Here is a 14,388-nt window from a genome sequence, read left to right as displayed (position 1 = left end):
TCACTCTCCCAAGGAAGGGCACCATGGCTTCTCTCACCTGGACCGATTCGGACGCGACGGCCGTCGACACGGCACGCGTGCTGGCGGCGGACGCCGTCGAGAACGTCGGGAACGGTCACCCGGGCACCGCGATCTCCCTCGCGCCGATCGCGTACCTCCTCTACCAGAAGGTGATGGCGGGTGACCCGGCCGACCCGCGCTGGCTGGGCCGCGACCGGTTCGTGCTCTCGGCGGGTCACGCCTCGATCCTGCAGTACACCCAGCTCTACCTCGCCGGCTACGGCCTCGAGCTCGACGACCTGAAGGGCCTGCGCCAGTGGGGCAGCAAGACCCCGGGCCACCCCGAGTTCGGCCACACCGACGGCGTCGAGTGCACCACCGGCCCCCTGGGCGCCGGCGTCGCGAACGCCGTCGGCTTCGCGATGAGCGCGCGGCGCAACCGCGAGCTGTTCGACGCCGACGCCGAGCCCGGCACCTCGGTGTTCGACCACTTCGTGTACTGCATCGCGGGTGACGGCTGCATGCAGGAGGGCGTCAGCAGCGAGGCGTCCTCGCTGGCGGCCACGCAGAACCTGGGCAACCTGATCCTGTTCTACGACGACAACCGCATCTCCATCGAGGGCGACACCAAGATCGCGTTCTCCGAGGACGTGCAGGCCCGCTACGACGCCTACGGCTGGCACACCCAGCACGTGGACTTCACCAACGACTTCACCACGTACGAGGAGAAGGTCGAGGAGCTGTACGCCGCGATCGAGGCCGCCAAGCAGGTCACCGACCGGCCGTCGTTCATCAAGGTCACCACGATCATCGGCTGGCCGCTGCCCAACAAGGCCGGCGACCACAGCGTCCACGGCAGCAAGCTGGGTGCCGACGAGGTGGCGGCGCTGAAGAAGGAACTGGGCTTCCAGCCCGAGCCGTTCGCGATCGACGCCGACCTCGTGGCCCAGACCCGCGAGAACGCGCGCCAGCGCGCAGCCGAGGCCAAGAAGGAGTGGGAGCCCCGCTACGAGGAGTGGCGCTCCGCGCACGCCGACAAGGCGGAGCTGCTCGACCGGCTGCTGCGCCACGAGGCGCCCGCCGGGCTCGACGAGGCGCTGCCCGTGTTCGAGCCGGGGAAGATGGCGACGCGGTCGGCGTCCGGCAAGACGCTGTCGGCGCTGGCCGAGGCCGTGCCCGAGCTGTGGGGCGGCTCCGCCGACCTCGCGGGCTCGAACAACACGACGATGTCGGGGGTGAAGTCGTTCCTGCCGCAGGAGCGCAGCAGCCACGACTTCCCCGGCGCCGTCGGTGGGCGGACGCTGCACTTCGGCATTCGCGAGCACGCGATGGGCAACATCATCAACGCGATCGCCATGGACGGCCTGACCCGGGCCTACGGCGGCACGTTCCTCGTGTTCTCCGACTACATGCGCACGACGCCGCGCCTCGCGGCCCTGTCGAACGCGCCGAGCATCTTCGTGTGGACGCATGACTCCGTCGGCGTCGGCGAGGACGGCCCGACCCACCAGCCGGTGGAGCAGATCATGAGCCTGCGGCTGATGCCGGGCCTCGACGTGGTGCGCCCCGGTGACGCCAACGAGACGGCCCAGGCGTGGGCGCAGATCCTGCGGATCACGGACCGCCCGGTCGCGCTGATCCTGTCGCGCCAGGACATGGCGACCCTCGATCGGAGCGAGGACACCGGCTTCGCCGCCGCCAGCAACACCGCGAAGGGTGGCTACGTGCTCAAGGAGGCCTCGGCCGCGCCGAAGGTCGTGCTCGTCGGCACCGGTTCGGAGCTCGAGGTGGCTATCGCTGCCGCCGAGAAGCTGGAGGCCGACGGCGTCCCGGCGCGCGTCGTGTCCCTGCCGTGCGTGGAGTGGTTCCACGACCAGGACGACGCCTACCAGGCCGAGGTGCTGCCGGCCGACGTGCCGAAGGTCGTCGTCGAGGCCGGCGTCACGGTCGGGTGGAAGGACCTCCTCGGCGCGAACACCGAGGCCGTGGGCATCAACCAGTTCGGCGCGTCCGCGTCCGGCAAGGTCGTGTTCGAGAAGTACGGCGTGACGGCCGACGCCGTGGCCGCGAAGGCCATGGAGTTGGTGACCGACTGAGAGCGACACCCTGAGCTTCGTGACGGCCGCCGTGCGCGGTGGCCGTCACGCAAGACCCACCGAGCCCCCGGCGTGCGCGCCGGGGGCTCGTGTGGTGTCGGTGGCGGGGGTCAGGGGGTGCCGCTGGAGTCGCGGACCGCGCGGACGGTGGCGCGGATCTGGTTCTCCAGGTCGCCCGAGCGGTCCGGCAGGCCCAGCTCCGCGCGGGTCGCCGCGCCGTCGACGATCCGATGGGTGTGCACCACGTCGCCGCCCAGGCGGGAGGCCTGCAACCCGGCCTGGTGGCGCCGCAGGCGCTGGCCGAGCAGGAGGCCAGCGCCGACGGCGTCCGTCAGCACGCGGGGCCACGGCACGAACCGAACGGGCAGGCCGAGTTCCTCGCGGGCGAGTTGCATCCAGCGGTTCCAGGGGAGCTCGCCGTCGGTGACGGGGTAGGAGCCCCCGTGGCGGCCCTGCTCGAGGAGGGCCACGGCGGCGTCCACCACCGAGGCGAGCGTGGCCGCGGACGTCCCGCCGTCGACGCGGGGGAGGACGGGGACGCGCGCGATGGCGTCATAGGCGCCGCGCCACACCGCCCGCGTGCCGGGCTGGACGCCGAACACGTACGGAATCTCCAGGGTGCACACCGTCAGGTCGTCCCCGCCGGCGGCGACGGCGCGTTCGTGCTGGGTGAGGCGGGCGTGCACGTAGGGGTGGCGGGCGCGGAAGGCGGGGTCGGCGCGTCCGCCCGAGGCGAAGTAGGAGCCCAGCAGCAGCAGGCAGCGGACGTCGGCGTCGCGGCAGGCGCGGGCCATCCGTTCGGTGGGCTCGACGAGTTCGTGGGTGAGGAAGGCCGCGGCGTCGGGGCCCATGGAGCCGCGGTCGTCGGGGCCGATGCCGTACACCACCCAGTCCTGACCGTCGACGAGGGCGCGCATCCCGGCCTCGTCGAGGTGGGCGGCGTCGGCCAACCGGATGGTGACCTGGGGGGGGGGGACGTCGGGGCGGGGGGGCGTCCGGGACACCGAGGTGACCGTGTGGCCGTCCGCGACGAGCCGCCGGCACAGCGCGGCCCCGAGGAATCCTGTGCCCCCCAGCACCAGTGCGCGCACGAGTGATCTCCCCTTCTGTCCCCGCCCGGTGGCGGCGCCCGGCCCAGCGTAGGGGGCCGGGGCCCGGGGCTGTCGACCCGCGCCGCCCCCAGTCCGGCTGTTGCCTCGCCGTGAATTCGATGGGCCGGCCGCACCCCGCTTACGATGGGTCGACGACACCGGACCACTGGGAGCACCATGACCGCCGATTCCACCGACGTGACCGAGCCGGCCCGCAGGCGACGCCGCGGCCCCCTGTACGCCGCCCTTGCCGGTGGGACGCTGCTGCTGCTCGGGGGTGCCTACGGTGTGGGCTACGCCCTGTCCGGGGAGACGCTGCCGCCGAACACGACCATCGAGGGGGTGGAGGTCGGCCGCCTCGCCGCGCCGGAGGCCGAGACGCGCCTCAGCGAAGAGCTCACCGCGCGGGCGGAGGAGCCGATGACGCTGGCGTCCGGGGAGGAGGAGCTGACGCGGACGCCGGCCGAGTTCGGCCTGTCCGTCGACTACGCCGCGTCGGTGGCCGAGGCCGACGTGGAGAAGAGTTTCAATCCCGTCGATATCTGGAACAGCCTCACTGGTGGGCGGAGCGTCGACGCCGTGGTGGCGCGGGACGAGCCGACGCTGGAGGCGGTCGCGTCCGAGCTGGCGCAGTTGACGAACGCCGATCCGGTGAACGCCGGGCTCGTGATCGAGGCGAACGCGCCCGTGGTGCAGGAGGGCTCGAACGGCCGGGCGCTGGATGTGGCGGCCACGGCGGACGCGGTGGCGGACGCCTACCTGGACGCGACCCGGGTGGACGCCGTCGTGGCCGAGACGGAGCCGGAGATCACCACCGCCGAGGCCGAACAGGCGCGCGACACCGTGGCGGTGCCGGCGCTGAGCGGGCCCGTGACGATCCAGACCGGGGATCGGGGGTTCCAGGTGACGCCCGAGATGATCGGCGCGTCGCTGAGCTTCGTGCCGGCGGACGGTGCGCTGGCCCCCGAGCTGAACGCCGAGACGCTGTTGGACCAGGCCGAGCCCGCCATGGAGGGGTTGGGGTTGCAGCAGGCCAAGGACGCCACGATCGAGCTGCGCGACGGGACCCCCGTCGTCGTGCCTGGCGAGAACGGGCTGGGCGTGGCGAAGGAGGACCTCGCCCGCGCCGTCGGCGAGGCGATGACGCGCACCGACGAGCGGACCGGCAGCGTGACGATCGCCGAGGTGGAGCCCGACCTGACCACTGCCGAGGCCGAGGCGCTCGGCGTCCGCGAGATCACCGGCGAATTCACCACACGCTTCCCCGCCACGGCTTACCGGGTGAACAACATCGGCAAGTCGGCCGGGCTGATCAACAACACGCTGCTGCTGCCGGGGGAGACGTTCAGCATGAACGCGGCGCTGGGGGAGCGGACCCTGGCCAACGGGTGGAAGGCCGGCGGCGCCATCGACGGTGGTCGCATCGTGGAGCGCATGGGCGGCGGCATCTCCCAGACGACGACCACGCTGTTCAACGCGATCTTCTTCGCGGGCCTGGAGGACGTGGTGCACAAGCCGCACTCGCTGTACTTCAGCCGCTACCCCATGGGCCGCGAGGCAACGCTGGACTGGAACAGCGTGGAGATGAAGTTCCGCAACGACACGGACTACGGCGTGCTGATCCAGGCGTTCACGAACAATCCCGAGGTGGGGGGTCAGGGCACCGTCACGGTGCGCATCTGGTCGACCATGGTGTACGACGTGACGGCCACCGACCCGGTGCAGAGCAACTTCCGCAGCCCGGGCGAGACGATTCGCAGCGACGCCGCCGTGTGCAGCCCGCAGAGCGGCATGAGGGGATTCACGGTGAACTTCGACCGGGTGTTCCGGCAGAACGGTGCGGTGGTGCGCACCGAACCCTTCGAGTGGACGTACAACACCCTGACCCCCGTGGTGTGCACCAACCCGGACGCCCGGGCGGATCGCATCGAGCGCTGAGCTGGGGCGCGCCGACTGTGGGGCGCTGAGCTGGGGCGCGCCGATTGTGGGACGTGGCGGGCCGCGGTGGCCCCGGGTCGGGGTCGGCGGCGTCCACGGGTGCGTCACGTGGCGCACATGAGGTGACGTGGCGCGCGTCACTGTCACGTGTGCTCTTGGTGCGCCACGTGGGGGCGGAGTGCGCCACGTGGGGTCGGAATGCGCCGCATGAACGCGGTCGGAGTGCGCCACGTGAACGCGGTCGGACGGGCGGGGACGCGGCTGCTCCCTGTCGTTGACGGCGCCTCCCTGCCGGTGGACGCGCCACCCTGTCGTTGACGGCGCCTCCCTGCCGGTGGACGCGCCGCCCTGTCGTTGACGGCGCCTCCCTGCCGGTGGGCGCGCCGCCCTGTCGTTGACGGCGCCTCCCTGCCGGTGGGCGCGCCGCCCCGCCCGAAGCCCTCCTCCCTAGCGTTGCAACGCTAGGGGAGTGCGCGAACGGCAGGGAGGCGTCCGGAGGGGCAGGGAGGCGCTCGGGACGGCAGGGGAGACCACGGGGGCAGGGGTAGAGGCGGAGTTTGAGGCCGGAGTGTGCGTGTCGCGCCGTCCCCGGAGCCCGGGCCGCCCCGGGCCACGGGGCGAGCTGTGGCGCCACGAGTGCGCACGGTCTACCAGGACGGGCCCTGCGCCACCAGGACCGCAGCACCTGCGACCCACCGTCCGGGAGACCTCAGCCGCCCGAGGGCCCCTGGGAGTCAGCCTGCCCGAGCTCGGTGAAACCGGACGACGCCAACGCCGCTGCGACGGCGGGGTCGGACGTCCGCACCTGGATCGAGCGGGCCCCCATGCGGGTGGCCCACCAGGCGGCGTCCACCCAGATCGCCGGTGAGCCGCCGCCGAGCGTCACCCACTCGCCCTCGAACCGCGCCGCCACCCCGTCGAAGTCCGCGGCAGCCCCCCACGCCGGCACCGCAGCCGGCGGCGTCCGATCCGCCAGCAACGCGCTGATTCGCGCCACCCACGGCACCCCCGCCACGCCGGCCCGCGCGGCCAGGTCGTCCAGCAGCGAACGGGGCGTGGCCACCGGGTTGCGCCCCAGCGCCACGGCGACGCGGCGGGCGGCGCCAACGTCCGAACGGGCCACGGCATGCTCGGTGCCACGTCGGTCGACGACGGCGACGGCCGCCTCGGTCAACCTGGTCACGAACCCCATCACCTCCCGCTTGCCCGCCTCGTCAGCCACCAGAAGGCTCACCCGTTCCCCCACCCGCAGGGGTAGCGTGAGGGTGGCGATGAGATCGGGAGCGGTGTCGTTCACAAGGGGCCTTTCGTGCGGGGTACGATGAGCGGGCACGCCCCAGCGAGCCCGAACTACAGGAGCGGATACATGACCTACGTGATCACCCAGCCGTGCGTCGACGTCAAGGACCTCGCCTGCGTCGAGGAGTGTCCTGTCGACTGCATCTACGAGGGTAACCGCATGCTGTACATCCAGCCCGACGAGTGCGTCGACTGCGGTGCGTGCGAGCCCGTCTGCCCCGTCGAGGCCATCTACTACGAAGACGACGTGCCGGCGGACCAGGCACAGTTCTACGACGCCAACGTCAAGTTCTTCGACACCATCGGCAGCCCGGGTGGTGCCGCCAAGATGGGCAAGATCGACGCCGACCACGCGCTCGTCGAGGCACTGCCGCCCCAGGGCGAGTGACCCGGGGCGTGAGCGAGCCCCTCTCGGGCCGCCTGCCCGACTTCCCGTGGGACACGATTGCGGGCGCGCGCGAGCGCGCCCGTTCCCATGCCGACGGTCTCGTCGACCTCAGCGTCGGGACGCCCGTCGACCCCGTCCCCGCCCTCGCCGTCGACGCCCTGGGGGACGCGGCGTCCGCCTGGGCGGGCTACCCGACGGTGTGGGGGACGCCGGCGCTGCGGCAGGCGATCCGCGCGTACGCCGAGCAGCGCTGGAACAGCGTGCCCCTCGAGGACGCGAATGTGCTGCCCGTCGTGGGCACCAAGGAGCTGGTGGCGCACCTGCCGCTCCAGCTCGGCCTGGGCGCCGGTGACGTCGTCGTCATCCCCACCACCGCCTACCCGACGTACGAGGTCGGCGCCCGCATCGCCGGGGCGGAGGTGCTCGCCACCGACGACCCGGCGGAGGCGGCGGCCGCGCAGCCCAGGCTCATCTGGATCAACTCCCCGGCCAACCCGCACGGCGCCATCCTGACCGCTCAACAAGTCGCGGCCTGGGTGGACGCCGCCCGTGCGGCCGGGGCAGTGCTCGCGTCCGACGAGTGCTACGGCGAGTTCGCGTGGGACGCCGAGCCCGTCAGCGTGCTCGACCCGGCCGTGAATGGCGGATCGCTGGACGGCCTCATCGCGGCCTTCTCGCTGTCCAAGCGCTCCAACGTCGCCGGCTATCGGGCCGGGTTCCTGGCCGGCTGCGCAGACATCCTCACCGAGCTGCTCGGCGTCCGCAAGCACTCCGGGCTCATGGTGCCCGGGCCCGTGCAGGCCGCCATGGTGGCGCTGCTGGGCGACGACGCGCACGTGGCCGAGCAGCGCGAGCGGTATCGGCGCCGGCGCGCGCTGCTGCGCCCCGCGCTGGAGGCTGCCGGCTTCCGCATCGACCACTCCGAGGGCTCGCTCTACCTGTGGGCGACCCGCGACGAGAACTGCCGTGCCACCGTCGACTGGCTGGCCGAGCACGGCATCCTCGCCGCGCCCGGTGACTTCTACGGCGAAGCCGGACGCCGCCACGTCCGGATCGCGCTCACCGCGTCCGACGAGCGGATCGACGCTGCGGTGGAGCGGCTGCGGCAGGGCTGAGCGGCGCGACGGGTGTGTCACCCATGCCACACCCGCTCGCTCCCGGCTGCGAACTCGTCCTACCAAAGTACGAAATGGCCACCCCTGTGGGTTCGTACCAAAGGGCGAATTCCGCAGGTGAGCTTGCCCTGAAATCTCTCCCGGCGCTAGCGTCACCTCACGAGTCAGACACCATCAGGTGAGTCAAGCCCAGGGGGCAGGCACGGATTCCGCCCGCGGCGGGACCGCCATCATCGTGCGAGAAGTGGGTGACCATGAACAGTCCTGAACGTTCCTGGGGGAGGGGCGTCGTGGCTGTCCTCCTCGTCGGACTCCTTTGGTGGGGGTGGACCGCTGACATCGGGGCTGCTGCCGCCTGGCAGTCCCGGGTGTTCGTCATCGCCGCCGCCCTCACGGTGTTGGCCGCCTTCGCGAGCCGCTCGCGCGCCGCGCGGGCGGCGGCGCTCCTGGGCCTCGGCGTCAGTGTCGGCATCGCGCTGACGGCCACGGATTGGCCGGCCGTACTCGCCAGCAGCAGGGGAGCCTGGATGGTGTGGTTCGTCCCCGGCCTGGCCGCGCTGGTCCTGCAGTCGTTGCGGTCCAGCGCCATCGAGAGCGACCGCCCCGCGCTCGTCTGAGGCAACCCAGCCGCCGGGCCGGACGGCGACCCGTCGCCGACCTCAGGAGCGGCCCTCGGCGCCCTGGTCCGAGGCCTTGCCCAGCTCGCCCTCGACGCTGTCGAGCAGCTCCTGCCAGGACTTCTCGAACTTGTCGACACCCTCGGCCTCGAGCTGGTCGACGACCTCGTCGTACGAGACGCCGACCCGCTCCAGGTCGTCGAGAACCTGCTGGGCCTCGGCGTAGGAGCCGGTGATCGTGTCGCCCGTCAGCTCGCCGTGGTCCACCGTCGCCTCCAGCGTCTTGCCCGGCATGGTGTTGACCGTGTGGGGCGCGACCAACCCGGTGACGTACAAGGTGTCCGGGTAGTCGGGGTTCTTGACCCCGGTCGAGGCCCACAGCGGGCGCTGCACGTACGCCCCGTCATCGGCCAGCGCGTCCCAGCGCTCCGTGGCGCAGACCTCCTCGAAGGCCCGGTAGGCGAGCCGGGCATTCGCCAGACCGGCCTTGCCGCGCAGCGCGAGCGCCTCGTCGGAGCCGATCGCCTCCAACCGCCCGTCGATCTCGGCGTCCACGCGCGAGACGAAGAAGCTGGCCACGGAACGGATCGTGGTGAGGTCGGCGCCCCGCTCGCGGGCCTGTTCCAGGCCGGTGAGGTAGGCGTCCATCACCCCGCGGTAACGGTCGAGGCTGAAGATCAAGGTGACGTTCACGCTGATCCCCGCAGCCAGCACCTGGGTGATCGCGGGCAGGCCCTCGACCGTTGCCGGGATCTTGATGAGCAGGTTGGGCCGGTCGATCTGGGCCCACAGCCGCTTCGCCATCGCGACCGTGCCGGCGGTGTCCCTGGCCAGCCGCGGGTCGACCTCGATGGAGACGCGGCCGTCCTGCCCGCCGGTGCGCTCGTAGGTGGGCAGGAAGGCGTCGCAGGCGTCCGCCACGTCGCGGGTGGTGATCGCGAAGACCGCCTCGTCGAGATTGGCGCCGCGTCCGGCCAGCTCGGCGACCTGCTCGGCGTAGGCCTCACCCTCAGCCAGCGCCGTGGCGAAGATGGTCGGGTTGGTGGTGACCCCGAGCACGCCGCGGTCGATGTAGCCCTGCAGGTCACCGTCGGCCAGCATCGGCCGGTTCAGGTCGTCCAGCCACACCGAGACGCCGGCCTCGGCCAGCTCGTGCAGGGTGGTGCGGGCGCGACCGCGGTCGCCGGTGGCGCCTTCGGTGGGCGCCTGGGTGGGCTTGCCGTCGTCGTGCGTCATGCTCTACTCCTTCGGACCGGAGGGTCGGCTCGGCGCCATGTCGGCAGTTCGCACGGCTCCCTCGCCAGCGTCGAACAGCATACCCCCGGGCACGCCCCGGCAGGGGCGGGCGATTTCTCAGCCGCCCGGCGTCGGGGTGGGGGTGGCGACGTCGTCGAAACGGACCGTCACCGTGGTGCCTCCGGATCCTTCGCCGGCCCACCACGCGAGGCCGCGCGGGTCGGCCGTCCACGTGCGGCCTCCGAGCTCCACGCGGGTCAGGCCGTGGTGGGCGCGCTGGGCCACCGCGATCTGCGCCGCGGACCACGCGGACCGGTTGGTGGGTGCCTCGACGACGACGCGATCACCTGCGTCACGCACCGACACGTCGTCCGGCAGCGTCCGTTCTAGGAACGCCGCCAGGCCGGCCGGATCGCCGGCGGGCGGGTTGGCCACCCGGCAGGAGAACGACGCCGGGGTCTGGCCGGTCAACGAGCTGGCGATGCGGCGCGCGTTCTCCACGTGCTGGCGGTAGGCCTCGGGGAAGCCCGAGCGTTGCACGGCTTGGGCGACGTCGTTGACGTCGCCCGTCTCCCACCCCGGGATCGTCACGAGGGCGTCGTAGAAGCGGTCGGAGGCCCAGTAGGGGTCCTGCACCTGCTCCGCCGTACCCCACCCCTGGGAGGGCCGCTGCTGGAACAGGCCGAGGGAGTCCCGGTCGCCGTGGTCGAGGTTGCGCAGCCCGGATTCCTGGTACACGGTCGCCAGTGCGATGGTCGCCGCCCGCGGCTCCAACCCGTGCTGGGTGGACACCCCGACGATGATGGACGCGTTGTGCGCCTGCTCGGTGGTGAGGGCCACGTCGGCGTCCGCCACCCGGGCCACGCACTGGTCGCCGAGCGGCAGCGGTTGGCGCTGATAGCTGTACCACAGCACCACGGCGATGCCGGCGGCCACCGCGGCCAGCCCGAGGAGGATGACCGTGATGAGCAGGGTGCGGAGCGCGCGCATGCGCCTCAGTTGGCGTGCAGGGCGGCGTTGAGCTCGATGCCGGTGCCCTGACGGTCCTTGACGCGGACGGCGCCAAAGACCGAGTCGCGGAAGAACAGCAGCCCGGAGCCGCCCGAGAGCTCGACGGCCTTGACGACCGCGCCGTCCGGCAGGGTCACCTTGGTGCCGGCCGTCACGTACAGCCCCGCCTCGACAACGCAGTCGTCGCCCAACGAGATGCCCAGGCCCGCGTTCGCGCCGAGCAGGCAGCGCTCGCCGATCGAGATCTGCTGGGTGCCACCGCCCGACAGGGTGCCCATGATGGACGCCCCGCCGCCGATGTCGGAGCCGTTGCCCACGACCACCCCGGCCGAGATGCGGCCCTCCACCATGGACGCGCCCAGCGTGCCGGCGTTGAAGTTCACGAACCCCTCGTGCATGACCGTGGTGCCGGACGCCAGATGGGCGCCCAGGCGGACGCGGTCGGCGTCCGCCACCCGCACCCCGGACGGCACAACGTAGTCGACCATCCTCGGGAACTTGTCGACGCCGTACACCGTGACCGGGCCCTTCGCGCGCAGCGCGAGGCGCGTCTGTTCGAAGCCCTCCACCGCGCAGGGGCCGACGGACGTCCACACCACGTTCGGCAGCACGCCGAACAGGCCATCGAGGTTGAGCGTGCGGGGTGCGCACACCCGGGCCGACAGCAGGTGGAGCCGCAGGTAGGCGTCCGCCACGGACGCCGGCGCGGCGTCGAGGTCGATCTCGGTGAGCACCACCTCAGTGGTCACCCCGCGATCCTCATCGCTGGTGCTCGCGGCCGTCAGCGCGCGCGGCGCCTCGGCCCCGTCGGGGGTGCCCAGCGCGGGGGAGGGGTACCACACGTCGAGGACGGCACCGGCGGCGGTGGTCGTCGCGAGGCCCCAACCCCAGGCCGGACGCGCGGGGGCGGCGTTGTCAGTCATGTGGGTCAGCGTACCCAAGCCGGGCGGCTCCCCCCTCCCCCCGGGGCGGACGCCGCCGGTGCCGAGCCCCAGGTGATGCGCCCATTGGCGGGACGTGTGCGACGCTGGACCCATGCGCCTGCCACCCCGCCCGCTCCTGGTGGGCATCGGGATCCTGACGCTCCTGCTGGCCGGCACCTTGGGGTGCACGGCTCCTCGGGTCAGCGGGGAGCAGCTGCAGCGCTGGGCGCGCGAGCGACCCGAACCCCTGCTGGTCGAGGTCGTCGAGGAGCACGGCTCGCTCGGCGGCTCGTTCTGGCGGGTGGACGTGACCGTGGAGGACGTGGCCTCCGCCCGGAGCTTCGCCGATGCGTTCGATGAGGCCGGGCAACGCTTGGGAGATGCGACCGTCGTCAGCTGGCGGGTCGGTGGCGGGACGACCTCTCTTCGTCACGGCCAGCGACCCACGACCGAGGAGGCGTGGAATCTGGCCGACCGTCCGCTGCCCGCGCAGGCCACGGCGCGACGCATCGGTATCCAGCAGTTCTCGACCGCATTCGACTACGAGGACGTGGTGGAGTACGACGCCGTCGACGTGGTCGCGGTCGGGGCGGTCGCCGAAGGGCTGCCCGGGCACACGCTCACCGTCCGCGGCGACCATGAGCGGCTCGGCCCCGCCGAGCCGGACGAGGTGAACCGACGCGCCGCGTCCCTGGCGGAGGTGGCGGGCTCAGGGCCGACCTTCACGGTGTTCGATGAGGAGGTGCGGGTGGGGTCCGCGGACGACGTCGTGGCGCTGGCCGAGCGCCTGCCCGAGGCCCCGAACTGGTGGGTGACCAGCGACACTCTGGTCGGCGTGTCCACCGAGCGGGGTGCGCGGCCGTACTACCCCGTGGTGGCGGAGCTCTTGGCGCGGGGCAGTGAGGTCGTGACGGCCACCCTCACCGCCGGGGAGCTCCGGGTCGGCTTCGCCGACTGCGCGGCGGCGGCGGCTTTCCTGGGGGAGCCCCTGCCCGGTCCGGTTCCGCTGGGTCTGGGCTGCACCGCGTCCGCCTCCGGGCAGCGAAACGCAGGGGGCCTGTGGCTCGCGGGCAGCCAAGAGCAGGTCCTCACCTGGTTCCCCCGCGCGCGGGAAGCGGTGGCCGAGCACGGCGTGACGCGGCTCGACGTCGCACCGCAGGCGATCGACGCGCGCGTGCCCGCGCAGGTCGACGCGTGGCCGGACGCGCTGCGTGCCGTGCGACGCATCGGGTGGCAGGGGGACGCGGCGATTCGGCTCGAGGTGGTGGGGGGCGGCGCCGCCTCGTTCTGGTCGTCCGCCGACGGCCGTGCCTCCGGCGAGGAGCACAGCGGGACGTCCGACGCCCAGGCGTCACGGTTGCGCGCCGCTTGGGACGCGACGTCGCCCTGAGTCTCTTCCCAGTCGAAGGATCCGCTCTGACGCAGGTCAGGACCAGGTGACGACCAGCGGATCCTCGGTGAGGTTCACGCTCCAGGCGCGGTCGACGGCGAAGTTCTGGTCGACGTCGCCGGTGAGGCCGGCGGCGGTCACCGTGGCGAATCCGGTGATGTCCAGGTGGACCGTTCCGGACGCCGTCATCGCCGCCATGTCGAGGGCCGGCGCGAACTCGGCCCACGGGTCGTTGTTGAGCTGGAAGCGCACGTTCGACACCTCGGCGCCGTCGGCAGCCAGCCCGAAGGGGCAGTTGCCCGGCAGCGTCTCGGTCGACGCGACGCACTCGTCCAGGCGCGTCCGGACGGCGGCGAGGATCGACTCGCGGCCGGGATCGCTGAGGGCGAACTCCGGCGTGATCGTCGCCGCGTCCGCCTGCGGGCTGGGGATGAAGGCGCTCGTCGCGCCGTTCAGCACCAGGTACTGGTTGGTCGCCGCAGCGGTGTAGGTGCCCGGGAAGACCGGGTTGGTCGCCTCCGTCAGCTCCGCCCCGTTCACCGTGAGGTGGTCGGTGGACGCCAGCGTCAGCTCGCCCAGGCCGTCGGTGAGGTGCCAGGTGCGCGCCCCGTCACCGGTCATGGGCAGGGTGAGGGCCACGTCCTCCTCACCGATCCGGTAGGTCACGTCGGCCGTCGCGTTCTGCCCCTCGGAGGTCACCTCGCCCACGGCGATGGCGCTGAGGGGCGAGGCCTCCACCGATGCCTGCAGCACCTCGTCGGTCAGCAGCGTGGTGTTCGCGGGCTGCTCGGCCAGCGTGGCCAGGGCGCCCTCGGCGTCGGCGGCGGCGAGAGAATCCAGATAGGTCTGGGCCGTGGTGCGGATCGCCTCCTCGCGCTGCGCGCGCTGCGTGCTGTCCCACCACCACCACCCGGCGGCGATCAGCGCGGCGAGCAACACCAGGATGCCGATGATCCAGGCCGTGCGGCGGCCCCGTCCGGACGCCGGCGCCGCCACCGCGGTCGCGGCACTGGCGCCGCCCGTCGCCGCGGCGGGGGTGAGCGCAGGGTCGGCGGCCACGGGGTGGACCTCGTCCGGCTGCCCGTCGCGCGCATCCGCGACGTACGCCTCATCGACCGGCAACGCCTCGGTGGGTGCCGCATCGGCCCATCCGGAGTCGGTGAAATCACCCGGGATCGACTCGGTGGACGGGTCCGTGCCGTCCACGGGGCCGTCCGGCTGGATGTCCTCGGGCCGCTGGTCGCCTGCCATGAATGTGTCCTCCTCGGGTGTGGGCACCACCAG

The 14,388-nt window shown here is 72.6% G+C and carries 12 protein-coding genes; 6 read left to right on the top strand and 6 right to left on the bottom strand.

The genetic code is table 11. From position 1 onward, the window contains the following. The first annotated feature begins 23 nt into the window (after positions 1 to 23). Positions 24 to 2,096 (top strand): transketolase, encoded by a 2,073-nt coding sequence (gene tkt / locus PCC79_RS13050; protein WP_342372082.1) that lies wholly within the window; start codon positions 24 to 26, stop codon positions 2,094 to 2,096. 110 nt (positions 2,097 to 2,206) lie between these two features. Here tkt and PCC79_RS13045 read toward each other — a convergent pair whose 3' ends face one another. Beyond that, positions 2,207 to 3,187, bottom strand: coding sequence for an NAD(P)-dependent oxidoreductase (locus PCC79_RS13045; protein ID WP_342372081.1), 981 nt, complete (start codon positions 3,185 to 3,187; stop codon positions 2,207 to 2,209). Positions 3,188 to 3,364: 177 nt separating this feature from the next. Here PCC79_RS13045 and PCC79_RS13040 point away from each other — a divergent pair, with 177 nt between their 5' ends. After that, positions 3,365 to 5,125 carry a VanW family protein gene (locus tag PCC79_RS13040; RefSeq protein ID WP_342372080.1) on the top strand — a complete coding sequence of 587 codons (1,761 nt, stop codon included), beginning with the start codon at positions 3,365 to 3,367 and terminating at the stop codon, positions 5,123 to 5,125. A 709-nt stretch (positions 5,126 to 5,834) separates the two neighbouring features. On the opposite strand, the gene PCC79_RS13035 is transcribed toward PCC79_RS13040, so the two are convergent. After that, positions 5,835 to 6,422: a hypothetical protein gene (locus tag PCC79_RS13035; RefSeq protein ID WP_342372079.1), complete on the bottom strand. Its 588-nt coding sequence runs from the start codon at positions 6,420 to 6,422 to the stop codon at positions 5,835 to 5,837. Between the two features lie 69 nt (positions 6,423 to 6,491). Between PCC79_RS13035 and fdxA the strand changes: the two genes are divergently transcribed. The 3 genes from fdxA (at position 6,492) to PCC79_RS13020 (ending at position 8,544) form a co-directional block, all read left to right on the top strand. Next, positions 6,492 to 6,812 carry a ferredoxin gene (fdxA, locus tag PCC79_RS13030; RefSeq protein ID WP_232548462.1) on the top strand — a complete coding sequence of 107 codons (321 nt, stop codon included), beginning with the start codon at positions 6,492 to 6,494 and terminating at the stop codon, positions 6,810 to 6,812. 8 nt (positions 6,813 to 6,820) lie between these two features. Then, positions 6,821 to 7,927 (top strand): succinyldiaminopimelate transaminase, encoded by a 1,107-nt coding sequence (gene dapC, locus PCC79_RS13025; RefSeq protein ID WP_342372078.1) that lies wholly within the window; start codon positions 6,821 to 6,823, stop codon positions 7,925 to 7,927. Positions 7,928 to 8,217: 290 nt separating this feature from the next. Further along, positions 8,218 to 8,544: a hypothetical protein gene (locus tag PCC79_RS13020; protein ID WP_342372077.1), complete on the top strand. Its 327-nt coding sequence runs from the start codon at positions 8,218 to 8,220 to the stop codon at positions 8,542 to 8,544. Positions 8,545 to 8,586: 42 nt separating this feature from the next. Here the strand turns inward: PCC79_RS13020 and tal are convergent, their stop codons facing one another. From tal to dapD, 3 genes are all read right to left on the bottom strand, one after another. Then, positions 8,587 to 9,780, bottom strand: coding sequence for a transaldolase (gene tal, locus PCC79_RS13015; RefSeq protein WP_342372076.1), 1,194 nt, complete (start codon positions 9,778 to 9,780; stop codon positions 8,587 to 8,589). A gap of 117 nt (positions 9,781 to 9,897) precedes the next feature. Continuing rightward, complete coding sequence (locus PCC79_RS13010; protein WP_342372075.1) at positions 9,898 to 10,770, bottom strand: hypothetical protein; 873 nt, start codon at positions 10,768 to 10,770, stop codon at positions 9,898 to 9,900. A gap of 5 nt (positions 10,771 to 10,775) precedes the next feature. Next, positions 10,776 to 11,714 carry a 2,3,4,5-tetrahydropyridine-2,6-dicarboxylate N-succinyltransferase gene (gene dapD, locus PCC79_RS13005; protein WP_342372074.1) on the bottom strand — a complete coding sequence of 313 codons (939 nt, stop codon included), beginning with the start codon at positions 11,712 to 11,714 and terminating at the stop codon, positions 10,776 to 10,778. A gap of 112 nt (positions 11,715 to 11,826) precedes the next feature. Here dapD and PCC79_RS13000 point away from each other — a divergent pair, with 112 nt between their 5' ends. Next, positions 11,827 to 13,104 (top strand): hypothetical protein, encoded by a 1,278-nt coding sequence (locus PCC79_RS13000; protein ID WP_342372073.1) that lies wholly within the window; start codon positions 11,827 to 11,829, stop codon positions 13,102 to 13,104. Positions 13,105 to 13,140: 36 nt separating this feature from the next. Here the strand turns inward: PCC79_RS13000 and PCC79_RS12995 are convergent, their stop codons facing one another. Then, a complete protein-coding gene (locus tag PCC79_RS12995) occupies positions 13,141 to 14,355 on the bottom strand; it encodes a hypothetical protein (protein ID WP_342372072.1) in 1,215 nt (404 codons plus the stop codon). Positions 14,356 to 14,388: the final 33 nt, after the last annotated feature.

The organism is Propioniciclava soli (genome assembly GCF_038502305.1).
Classification (GTDB): Bacteria; Actinomycetota; Actinomycetes; order Propionibacteriales; family Propionibacteriaceae; genus Propioniciclava; species Propioniciclava soli.
Note: the sequence above shows the minus strand (reverse complement) of the source record. Positions and strands in the feature narration are given on the sequence as shown.

Coding starts and splice junctions, on each gene's coding strand:
- tkt (WP_342372082.1), top strand. CDS start 24: ATGGCTTCTCTCACCTGGACCGATTCGGACGCGACGGCCGTCGACACG.
- PCC79_RS13040 (WP_342372080.1), top strand. CDS start 3,365: ATGACCGCCGATTCCACCGACGTGACCGAGCCGGCCCGCAGGCGACGC.
- fdxA (WP_232548462.1), top strand. CDS start 6,492: ATGACCTACGTGATCACCCAGCCGTGCGTCGACGTCAAGGACCTCGCC.
- tal (WP_342372076.1), bottom strand. CDS start 9,780: ATGACGCACGACGACGGCAAGCCCACCCAGGCGCCCACCGAAGGCGCC.
- PCC79_RS13010 (WP_342372075.1), bottom strand. CDS start 10,770: ATGCGCGCGCTCCGCACCCTGCTCATCACGGTCATCCTCCTCGGGCTG.
- dapD (WP_342372074.1), bottom strand. CDS start 11,714: ATGACTGACAACGCCGCCCCCGCGCGTCCGGCCTGGGGTTGGGGCCTC.
- PCC79_RS13000 (WP_342372073.1), top strand. CDS start 11,827: ATGCGCCTGCCACCCCGCCCGCTCCTGGTGGGCATCGGGATCCTGACG.
- PCC79_RS12995 (WP_342372072.1), bottom strand. CDS start 14,355: ATGGCAGGCGACCAGCGGCCCGAGGACATCCAGCCGGACGGCCCCGTG.